13 protein-coding genes are annotated in these 9,619 nt (G+C 34.4%); 4 read left to right on the forward strand and 9 right to left on the reverse strand.

Going from position 1 to position 9,619, the window contains the following annotated elements:
• Positions 1-464, forward strand: a 464-nt coding sequence (locus tag ACILQF_RS06780; protein ID WP_395626660.1) for an alpha/beta hydrolase family protein, incomplete at its 5' end; no start/stop codon positions are given.
• Between the two features lie 425 nt (positions 465-889).
• Here the strand turns inward: ACILQF_RS06780 and ACILQF_RS06785 are convergent.
• The 4 genes from ACILQF_RS06785 to ACILQF_RS06800 all read right to left on the reverse strand — a co-directional run bounded on the left by ACILQF_RS06785 (position 890) and on the right by ACILQF_RS06800 (position 4,142).
• Positions 890-1,387, reverse strand: coding sequence for a hypothetical protein (locus ACILQF_RS06785; protein WP_395626661.1), 498 nt, complete (start codon positions 1,385-1,387; stop codon positions 890-892).
• A 203-nt stretch (positions 1,388-1,590) separates the two neighbouring features.
• A complete protein-coding gene (locus ACILQF_RS06790; RefSeq protein ID WP_395626662.1) occupies positions 1,591-2,088 on the reverse strand; it encodes a hypothetical protein in 498 nt (165 codons plus the stop codon).
• Between the two features lie 203 nt (positions 2,089-2,291).
• On the reverse strand, positions 2,292-2,789 hold the full coding sequence (locus tag ACILQF_RS06795; protein ID WP_395626663.1) for a hypothetical protein: 498 nt from the start codon (positions 2,787-2,789) through the stop codon (positions 2,292-2,294).
• 21 nt (positions 2,790-2,810) lie between these two features.
• Positions 2,811-4,142, reverse strand: coding sequence for a M23 family metallopeptidase (locus ACILQF_RS06800; RefSeq protein ID WP_395626664.1), 1,332 nt, complete (start codon positions 4,140-4,142; stop codon positions 2,811-2,813).
• 427 nt (positions 4,143-4,569) lie between these two features.
• On the opposite strand from ACILQF_RS06800, the gene ACILQF_RS06805 reads away from it, so the two are divergent.
• Positions 4,570-4,743 carry a hypothetical protein gene (locus ACILQF_RS06805; RefSeq protein ID WP_395626665.1) on the forward strand — a complete coding sequence of 58 codons (174 nt, stop codon included), beginning with the start codon at positions 4,570-4,572 and terminating at the stop codon, positions 4,741-4,743.
• 108 nt (positions 4,744-4,851) lie between these two features.
• Positions 4,852-6,555: a sodium:solute symporter gene (locus tag ACILQF_RS06810; RefSeq protein ID WP_395626666.1), complete on the forward strand. Its 1,704-nt coding sequence runs from the start codon at positions 4,852-4,854 to the stop codon at positions 6,553-6,555.
• A 3-nt stretch (positions 6,556-6,558) separates the two neighbouring features.
• Here the strand turns inward: ACILQF_RS06810 and ACILQF_RS06815 are convergent, their stop codons facing one another.
• Both ACILQF_RS06815 and ACILQF_RS06820 read right to left on the reverse strand, forming a co-directional pair.
• The gene (locus tag ACILQF_RS06815) at positions 6,559-7,065 is read right to left on the reverse strand and encodes a hypothetical protein (RefSeq protein WP_395626667.1); all 507 of its coding nucleotides are present in this window, start codon (positions 7,063-7,065) and stop codon (positions 6,559-6,561) included.
• A complete protein-coding gene (locus ACILQF_RS06820; protein ID WP_395626668.1) occupies positions 7,062-7,640 on the reverse strand; it encodes an RNA polymerase sigma factor in 579 nt (192 codons plus the stop codon). Before ACILQF_RS06820 ends, ACILQF_RS06815 begins: the two co-directional genes overlap by 4 nt.
• A gap of 156 nt (positions 7,641-7,796) precedes the next feature.
• Between ACILQF_RS06820 and ACILQF_RS06825 the strand changes: the two genes are divergently transcribed.
• Positions 7,797-8,144 carry a DUF6249 domain-containing protein gene (locus tag ACILQF_RS06825; RefSeq protein WP_395626669.1) on the forward strand — a complete coding sequence of 116 codons (348 nt, stop codon included), beginning with the start codon at positions 7,797-7,799 and terminating at the stop codon, positions 8,142-8,144.
• 53 nt (positions 8,145-8,197) lie between these two features.
• Here the strand turns inward: ACILQF_RS06825 and ACILQF_RS06830 are convergent, their stop codons facing one another.
• From ACILQF_RS06830 to ACILQF_RS06840, 3 genes are all read right to left on the reverse strand, one after another.
• Positions 8,198-8,620, reverse strand: coding sequence for a hotdog fold thioesterase (locus tag ACILQF_RS06830; RefSeq protein ID WP_395626670.1), 423 nt, complete (start codon positions 8,618-8,620; stop codon positions 8,198-8,200).
• The gene (locus tag ACILQF_RS06835; RefSeq protein ID WP_395626671.1) at positions 8,617-9,126 is read right to left on the reverse strand and encodes a DinB family protein; all 510 of its coding nucleotides are present in this window, start codon (positions 9,124-9,126) and stop codon (positions 8,617-8,619) included. The genes ACILQF_RS06830 and ACILQF_RS06835 overlap by 4 nt, the downstream gene beginning before the upstream one ends.
• Positions 9,104-9,619: ATP-binding protein (locus ACILQF_RS06840; RefSeq protein ID WP_395626672.1), on the reverse strand; the 516-nt coding region annotated here is incomplete at its 5' end. The genes ACILQF_RS06840 and ACILQF_RS06835, both read right to left, overlap by 23 nt.

Here is a 9,619-nt window from a genome sequence, read left to right on the forward strand (position 1 = left end):
AGATGCTAGTAGAAAAATATGGCGTTAATCCGGAAAATGTGGGAATTTATGGCGGATCTTATGGAGGTTTTATGACTTTGATGGGCTTATTTACAACACCAGAAGTCTTTAAATCAGGAGCTGCTTTACGTTCGGTGACCGATTGGGCTCATTATAATCATGGATATACTGCAAACATTTTAAATGAGCCTATTAATGATGAAAGAGCATACAAAAGAAGTTCGCCAATTTATTTTGCTGAAGGATTAAAAGGGAACCTCTTAATGGCTCATGGAATGGTTGATGTCAATGTTCACTTTCAGGATATTGTTCGTTTATCACAACGATTAATCGAGCTAAAAAAGGAAAATTGGGAGCTCGCTTCTTATCCAGTTGAAGATCATGGATTTGTTGAACCTTCTAGCTGGACAGATGAGTACAAACGTATTTTCAAACTTTTTGAAAGCACCCTTAAAAATAAATAATTAATGTCAGATAGTTTTAGCTGAAAAACTATGCTAATCTTGAGAATAGATTGTGGAAAACTTATTTGACAGAAATACCGAAAATTCGTAATTTTATAAAATAAAGGTTAATCAAAAAAAGCTATTTTCCGACACTAGTCGAACTCCTTACAATCATGCAGTGATTGTACTTTGTAAGAAGGACAAAAGCTTTAATTTTCATTATTTAATGTAATTTTTGAGAAAGCGGTCAGATTTTAAAATCTGACCGCTTTTTTCAGTTTAAGAGGTCCTTCATTCGAAAAAATAAAGAATACATTAATTTATCTGTTAGCCCAATTTACTATTTTACCTGCGTTAGCTTATTGAAGAGTCTTTAAATAAAAAAGGCCTGCAGACTACTCTAGCTTATTAAAAAAATATCTCCAAATTTTTAGGGATAATTACTAAAAAAGGATATAATAGATTTCTGTTATTTTTTTTGTGCTTGGACTTACTTCAATGGTAAAACTTGCTGTTAAAGTTCGTTCATCGTTAAAATAAATGGAATACTTACCATTAGAAGTGTCAACCTTGACCAGTCCGAGGGCACTCACATCATCTCCAATTTTTACCTTTTTCCCTTTAATTGTGATGGTGTTTGGATAGAACAATTTGAGGTTTGTCAAAATCTTATCCTCCTCTTCAAAACGAATAAATAGTTTACTGTTCCAAAATTCTACTCCAGAATTAGGACTATCAATAGTTTTGTATTGCAAATCATTCCCAAACATTGATTTTAATTTTGAATAATCGCCATTAGTCCTAATAAGATCTAAAATAGTAATGCCATTAATCTCTATAGCATAATATTCCTTCAAGGTTATTGGATTTCCTTTGTATTGAGCAAAACTTATTTGGCTGTATAAAACAGCTGCAAAGAGGCAAATAATTATTTTTTTCATATTTCAATAACACATTAATATAAAGATATTTAGTTGATCGTAAGATAGATATGCTCACATATGCTACGGAAAATAGCTCTTCAGATTTACAAATAGTTAGAAATCTTCAAACCATTTTATAGGGATTCAATAAGCTACTTTTACTAGTAGCTTATTGAATATTTACCTGTCGTGTCTTCAAAACCGAGTATTCAAGTGATTAATTAAAAAAGGATATAATAAATTTTCGTTATTTTTTTTGTACTAGGATTTACTTCAATGGTAAAGCTTGCTGTTAAAGTTCGTTCATCGTTAAAATAAATGGAATACTTACCATTAGAAGTGTCAACCTTGACCAGTCCGAGGGCACTCACATCATCTCCAATTTTTATCCTTTTCCCTTTGATTGTTAATGTAATTGGATAATACAATTCAAGATAAGTCAAAGTATTATCCTCATCTTCTATACGCATAAATAGTTTACTGTTTGAAAACTCTACTCCAGAATTCGGACTATCAATAGTTTTGTATTGCAAATCATTTCCAAACATTAATTTTAATTTTGAATAATCACCACGCGTTCTAATAACATCCAATAGTGGATAATCATTGATTTTAACAGCATAATATTCCTCTTCTGTTAAGGTGTTTCCTTTAAACTGAGCCAAACTTATTTGGTTGTAAAAAAGTGAAACTAATAAAACAAAAACGATTTTTTTCATATTTCAATATGATATTATTATAAAGATATTTAGTTGATCGTAGGATAGATATGCTCACATATGCTACGGAAAATAGCTCTTCAGATTTACAAATAGTTTGAAATCTTCAAACCAGTTTATAGGGATTCAATAAGCTACTTTTACTAGTAGCTTATTGAATATATACCTGTCGTGTCTTCAAAACCGAGTATTCAAGTGATTAATTAAAAAAGGATATAATAAATTTTCGTTATTTTTTTTGTACTAGGATTTACTTCAATGGTAAAGCTTGCTGTTAAAGTTTCTTCATCATTAAAGTAAATCGAATACTCACCATTAGAGGTGTCAACCTTGACCAGTCCGAGGGCACTCACATCATCTCCAATTTTTATCCTTTTCCCTTTAATTGTTAATGTAATTGGATAATGTAATTTAACATAAGTCAAAGTCTTATCCTCCTCTTCAAAGCGGACGATAATATTATTATTCCAATATTCAACTACTTCAAATGATTTATCATAGGTTTTGTATTGCAAATCATTCCCAAACATTAATTTTAATTTAGAAAAATCACCCCGTGTATCAATGATATCTCCTATAAGAATATCATTAATTTTTATGGCATAATATTCCTCTTCTGTTAAGGTGTTTCCTTTAAACTGAGCAAAGCCTACTGAACCGTATATTAAAGTTGCAAAGAGGCAAATAATTATTTTTTTCATAAGTGTGTTTTTTAAGTTTGGTTAAAAACAAGGATTTAATGCAATTCCTGTTTTAGGATCAATTTTTGTTGCAAAATAATTTAAAGGATTTGTCATAATTTCATTTTTCTTTGCTTTCACGTGCACATGTGAAATGGCATGGCCTTGTTTAATAGCATTGTCAAGGTTGCCCGACCTTCCTTGGTATCCGATAATATCTCCTGCTTGCACTGGCCCAGATATCATTCCAGTTTCTTGCAAATGGAAATAAGTTAATTCTACCTTATCGCCATTAATTGACGAAGTAATGGCAATATGGTGACCAGCTCCATCCTCTTCATATTTTATCGTGGCATTACCATCATACATGGCAAAAATAGGATTGCCCGGGTCATTTTTAATATCTACGCCATTGTGTAGTTTGTAACCAACTTTTCCATAGCAAATTTTATTTTTTTCCTTTCTTGCACAAGTATTATGCAAGCCTCCCGGTATTTTAGACCGATTTTGTGGTGCAATTTCCGGGTTTCTTACCGGATCGCCTGGGCATGGTAGAGGTACACATTCGTTGTTTGCAGTTCTAATATATCCTGACCAACAGGGCGTGGGCCCTTCTGAAGCTGTACCCTTGATTATAAGTCCTTCATAACTAAAATCCCAAGAAATATTTGAAAATTCATCGGATGAAAACTTAATAGGAGACCAATAGCGAAGCTCTATAAAATTTATTTTCGCCGAAGCAGTTATGACTACTTCTTTAAGAGCCTGAACGCATTCTATACAAGAGGAACCCTCAAAGCATTCATGATATGAACAGGTACTACCAGATCCATACATCAATTCCTTCGAATTTTTACTACTCAATACGCTCGTACTCATAGAAGTATTTGAACTTTTAGCATTAATTATTTTTATGAACTGTGTCTTAAGGATACCTTCAGAAGCCCTAAACCCATTTATAAAACTACCTTGTAAATCCGTAATTAATATCTCTCCACTAAATTTATTTAATTGTGAGCTATTATCAGCATACATAGAAAAAATAATAGCAGTAATTTTTTTGTTTACCTTAACTAATAGTATCCTGCTGTAATGTTCTGGATAAATTGTGGTCGCAGGAATTACGGCAATTAGTTGAGAACTATTGCTGAGTTTCTCCATACTTATATTACTAAAATCAGGTGTTACGTAGTTCTCATCGTAATTTTTAGGTTTTAATGAATTTTCTTCTTTACCAAGAAAACTCATCACCTCCTCCTTACTTAAGGTTTCAATTCCATCCGGTGGGCTTCCATTTCTTTCTTTTCTGCAAGCCAAAGTGATCAAGGAAATTCCCATGAAGAGAAATCCTATTTTGAATAATTTTTTTTTCATTCGCTTTCTATCTTTAGGTTAAATTTTTAAACAAAAGGGATTTTTATAATTAATCAAGGTCTATTAGAAAAATTAAATCTATTGCCATGACCAAAAAAATCTATTTGATGATTGAATTTAAGGCTTGAAATTAGAAGGGAAGCTTAGTGTATTGACTTAGTTAGTAAGCGGTAAAAATTCAGTGGTTTAATTAAATGATATTGAAGCTAATTTTCACTGCTTGCTGCTTAAATACTTGAGGTAAAAAGGGGATTAAGGCCATAAGGGATAACTAACACTCATTTTAAAAAAGCCTTAATCCTTATTTTTCAAACCAAACCTGAAAAATCATTCTATTTATCTATTTCTAGTAATTTTTAGGGAATTAGCTTATAGAATACCCAGAGCATACAGATTATTTGTAAATTTGATCACTAAATAAAAGGAAATGAAAACCGAAAACACATCAATTTATTACATTGTTCCAGCGGTAATATGTGGTATTGCAACTGCTTGCGTGGTTACTGGCTCTATTGGCTACATGGTTTTAGGAGCAGTCTTGGGACTTCTCTCTGCAGCTTTCTGGATGAATGTTGTTGTTCCAAAAGGTGAAAAAGCCTGATCAGGACCCAATTCCATTCGTTAAGACTTGGAACCAGTTTTATATTCTTTTGATTATTTGGCTGGTCCTATTGATCGCACTATTTTATCTGTTCACAAAAACTTTTGAATGAGCGGAATAGACTGGTTAGTCCTTTTTTTAACTCTTTTTGTAATTGTCGCTTATGGCATTTATAAAAGTCGCGGGACAGAAAACATCGATGGTTTCCTCCTCGGAAATAAGTCCTTTCCATGGTATAGCGTAACCCTTTCGGTGATGGCTACACAAGCCAGTGCCATTACTTTTCTTTCGGCACCGGGATTGGCATTCTCATCTGGAATGTCATTTGTTCAATTTTATTTCGGCCTTCCGCTGGCCATGATTGTACTTAGCATTACCTTTGTCCCCATTTTTCACAAATTAAAGGTTTATACCGCCTACGAGTTTCTCGAAAAACGTTTTGATCTAAAAACTAGAGCTTTAACGGCATTTTTGTTTCTTGTACAACGGGGACTTTCAACCGGAATAACCATATATGCGCCATCCATTATTCTGTCAACAATTTTAGATATTGATACCACCTACACCACCTTATTTATTGGTGGATTGGTCATCACTTATACCGTTTATGGAGGTACAAAAGCAGTTTCCTATACTCAAATGCTACAAATGACGGTTATTTTTTCTGGTTTATTAATTGCCGGAATATTAGTCGTGAAGCTTTTGCCAGAAAGTATTGGCTTTGCTAAAGCATTGCAAATTGCGGGTAAAATGGGGCGTACAAATGCCATTGATTTCTCCTTCGACTGGAATAATCAGTACACCGTTTGGAGCGGATTAATAGGGGGTTTCTTTTTGCAATTATCCTATTTTGGAACTGATCAAAGTCAGGTGGGACGATATCTCACAGGTTCATCTATTGGCCAAAGTCGCTTGGGTTTATTAATGAACGGCCTAGTGAAAATACCCATGCAATTTTTAATTCTACTTATTGGCGTTCTTGTTTTTACCTTTTATCAGTACCAACAGCCACCTATTTTCTTCAATAGTTATGAATTAGGAAAGCTTGAAAGGAGTGCATACAGTGCTGATCTTCAGAAAATTAAAAATGATTATTCGGATGCTTTTAGTGAAAAGCAAAAGGAAATTAAGCATTTGGAGCTTGCTTTAGATGCAAAAGATGAAAAGGCTATCAATAGCCAAAGGAGCATTCTGGAAGCTGCCGACAAAAAAACAAAGGGAATTAGGCAGCAGGCGGTCGATTTGATGAAGAAAAACGATCCAGAGGCCGAGACCAATGATAATAATTATGTTTTTCTGAGTTTCGTAACAAAGTATCTCCCCCAGGGACTAATAGGTTTGCTTATTGCGATTATTTTTTTAGCCTCCATGGGATCAACCGCAAGCGCCCTCAACTCCTTGGCATCCACCACAGTAGTCGATATTTATAAGCGCCTCATTAATCAAAATGCTTCCGACGCAAAATACCTATCCGTTTCGAGGTGGCTAACAATTGCTTGGGGTATTTTAAGCGTTCTGATGGCTTTATATGCGAGCAAAATGGGTAATCTGCTTGAGGCCGTTAATATTTTAGGATCCTTGTTCTATGGCACCATACTCGGGATATTTCTTGTTGCCTTTTACCTCAAAAAGATTGGAGGGTCTGCTACTTTCATTGCCGCAATTATCACCGAAGTAATCATTTTTTCCTTATGGATGATGGAAACCATGGCATTCCTTTGGTTAAACGTTGTGGGATGCACACTGGTGATACTGATTGCCATACTCTTGCAGCGTTTCCAAAAGAAGGCTTTGGAAAGACCAGCCTTTTAAAGATTATAAATTGTGATCATTCTTTGATTTCATCTTTTTGCTGAAAAAAACATCAAAAAAGTAGAGGACAACAATTATATCTACAAAAATAAAGAGATTAATTAAAAAGCCGTAAGAACTATTATCAAGGGCAAATTGGGGCATGGTAAATTCAAACCAGGCTGTTTCCGGCGACTGGCTCCATTCTATTTTAAAGAATAGGATTCCTAATACAAATAAGATTGCGGATATAAAAAACAGGGCAATCCCATTGATAAGCCATTTACCAAACAATGATTTTTGAGGTACTGGGCTATGTTCTAACTGGATTTTTTCCATCAAATTACGACCAAAGCTCATAGATGGTTCATCGAGTTCGAGTGTAGAAATTTGGATATGAATCGACTTAATTTCTTCAAAAAGAGCGATAAATTCAACATCTGATTTCAATAATTGCTCCAAATGATTTCTTTCTTCGAAAGAAGCTATTCCATCTAAGTAATTCCAGATTAATTGTTCAAGATTGTTCATAATAGATCCCTCACTTCCTGCTTTAATATACCTTCAATTTGTTCTTTAAGTCTCTGTCTTGCCCTATGCAATTTTACTTTTACAGTATTTGATTCCATGCCTAGGGCCTGGGCAATTTCTCCTAACGACTGCTCCCCTTGATAAAAAAGGGTGATTATTGCCGCATCTACCGGAGCTAATTGAGATACCGCTAAATTAACATAATACATTTTAGATTTATGTTCTACATCATTTACGCCAAGATCAGAAATGTGACCTTCCATTTGAATAATACTTGATTCATCATCAATAGATTGTGTGTCCAATCTTTTCCTCCTTAAAGAAGTCATAGAGGTTGTATAAACAATACGATAAAGCCAAGTACTAAATTTAGAGTTTTGCTTGAATGTAGCTAAAGCACGAAAAGCCTTGATGAAACTATCCTGCGAAATTTCCTCTGCATCTTCACGGCACTTAGAAAACCTCAAAGCAAGCGTAAATACAAATCGTTGATGTTTCTTGATGATCTGGGCATAAGCCCCTTTATCACCTTGAAGCACCTTGCTTATTAAGTCTATATCTTTATCGTCGCGCATTAATCATCTTTTGTGACGCCATTTAGGATCTTTAGGTTACATCCAGTAGAAAATAAAAAAACATTAATTAGATGTAACCTCTTTCAAAAGCAAGTAGTCTTAGTTTATAGAATCGAAAAATGCACAATTTTTAAACAATAAATAAAATAGATTAATATGAATGAAGAAATTTTAGTACCGATTTTATTTTTCCTAGGACTATTCGCAACAATTTTGGGAATACGCTATCTCCAAAACCAAGAAAACATGTTAATGATTCAAAATGGCATGGATCCAGGAACACGAAAACCTAAATCGCCAACATTTATTATCCTCAAAATAGGTTTGTTATTAATTGGAGCTGGACTTGGACTTTTTACAGCCTTTGTGCTTGATAATACCATTATGAACTATAATGAATATAATAATAACCCATCACTTTATTTTTCATTAATCGCTATTTTTGGCGGATTAGGGCTCTTTATTTCTCATTTAATTGAGATGAAAGAAAGCAAAGAAAAATAAAAATTATAAGTAAAATAATCCCAACAGAGATAAATTCTTTATTGGGATTATTTTTACGTTTTCGGAATAATCGCAACTGTTAACCTACTCACACAAGTCATTTTTCCGCGATCATCATAAAGTTTTATATCCCAAACATGGGTTTTACCTCCAATATGAATAGGCGTACAAATTCCGGTTACAAAGCCTGATTTTACAGGCCTCAAGTGATTGGCATTTACTTCTAAACCTACTCCAATATATTTATCCGAATTTATTACCAAATTGGAGGCCACGCTACCAAGAGTTTCGGCTAATACCACCGATGCACCACCATGTAAAATGCCATAAGGCTGCCTAGTTTTTTCATTTACGGGCATACGAGCAGATAGGGAAACGGGTGTAATTTCGGTGAATTCAATTTCTAGAACCTCACCAATATGTCCCTTAGGACGTCCATTTAAATCTTCCACACTAAACTCTTCTGCCCAAATCATAAGTATCTTTCCTTTAAAATATGTTGATGATGATTTACATGACCTGCTAAAATATATACCAAGGCGCGTACCGAAATCGGTCTATCGTTTGAAATTCCTGAGCGATTCAACTCTTCTTCATTAAAAGATTTTAGCAAATACATGGTCGATTTCCGAAGCACAATAAACTCATCTACAAGGCTTTGCAGACTACGAGTGGCAAAATGTGCATATTTTACATAATCATTCTCATCAAATCCGGGCAAGGCTGTTGCATCTTGACGCGCAAAACGCAAAGCACGGTAAGACATAATACGCTCTGTATCAAGTATATGCCCTACAACTTCTTTGATGGTCCATTTGCCCTCTGCATAGGCATAGCAGGCTTTTTCTTCCGAAATTTCACTCAAAAATTTTGGCAATGAGTCGATTTGGCTTTCTAATTCTACCAAAACATCATCGCCTACGGTATCAATATATCCCTTATAAAAAACAGGAAATTCATCAGCTTGCGGTCGTAGGTACATAAGTCATATTACTTTTTAAAACAATGCGGAAGGTGGTACCTTTTCCAATTTCAGAGTCCTTTACAAAAACACTGCCTTGATGATAATTCTCGACAATTCGTTTAGTTAGCGAGAGTCCCAAGCCCCAACCACGCTTGCGGGTGGTATATCCAGGCTGAAATACCGTATCAAAATTTATTCTCGGTATGCCTGCACCAGTGTCAGTAATATCAATAAATACTTGCTCTTTTACCAAGTTCTCTTTTATCTCTATTTTAATGCTACCTTCATTATCAATGGCATTAACCGCATTTTTAAGGATATTTTCAATCACCCAATCAAATAAGGGTACATTTACTAAAGCCTCCACTTGCTTATCGCCAGACAGAATAAACTCAATTTTATCGCTAACTCTTACTTTAAAATAATTGACAAATTCTTCAACCACCTCATACACCACGTGATTATGAAGAATGGGCTTAGAACCGATCTTAGAAAACCGGTCGGCAACCGT

Origin of the sequence: Daejeonella sp. (assembly GCF_044232565.1) — a bacterium.
Lineage (GTDB): Bacteria > Bacteroidota > Bacteroidia > Sphingobacteriales > Sphingobacteriaceae > Daejeonella.

Excerpts from the sequence above, each read along its gene's own strand:
- ACILQF_RS06825 (WP_395626669.1), top strand. The coding sequence starts at position 7,797 with ATGAATGAAGAAATTTTAGTACCGATTTTATTTTTCCTAGGACTATTC.
- ACILQF_RS06835 (WP_395626671.1), bottom strand. The coding sequence starts at position 9,126 with ATGTACCTACGACCGCAAGCTGATGAATTTCCTGTTTTTTATAAGGGA.
- ACILQF_RS06805 (WP_395626665.1), top strand. The coding sequence starts at position 4,570 with ATGAAAACCGAAAACACATCAATTTATTACATTGTTCCAGCGGTAATA.
- ACILQF_RS06820 (WP_395626668.1), bottom strand. The coding sequence starts at position 7,640 with ATGCGCGACGATAAAGATATAGACTTAATAAGCAAGGTGCTTCAAGGT.
- ACILQF_RS06810 (WP_395626666.1), top strand. The coding sequence starts at position 4,852 with ATGAGCGGAATAGACTGGTTAGTCCTTTTTTTAACTCTTTTTGTAATT.
- ACILQF_RS06800 (WP_395626664.1), bottom strand. The coding sequence starts at position 4,142 with ATGAAAAAAAAATTATTCAAAATAGGATTTCTCTTCATGGGAATTTCC.
- ACILQF_RS06815 (WP_395626667.1), bottom strand. The coding sequence starts at position 7,065 with ATGAACAATCTTGAACAATTAATCTGGAATTACTTAGATGGAATAGCT.
- ACILQF_RS06795 (WP_395626663.1), bottom strand. The coding sequence starts at position 2,789 with ATGAAAAAAATAATTATTTGCCTCTTTGCAACTTTAATATACGGTTCA.
- ACILQF_RS06790 (WP_395626662.1), bottom strand. The coding sequence starts at position 2,088 with ATGAAAAAAATCGTTTTTGTTTTATTAGTTTCACTTTTTTACAACCAA.
- ACILQF_RS06830 (WP_395626670.1), bottom strand. The coding sequence starts at position 8,620 with ATGATTTGGGCAGAAGAGTTTAGTGTGGAAGATTTAAATGGACGTCCT.
- ACILQF_RS06785 (WP_395626661.1), bottom strand. The coding sequence starts at position 1,387 with ATGAAAAAAATAATTATTTGCCTCTTTGCAGCTGTTTTATACAGCCAA.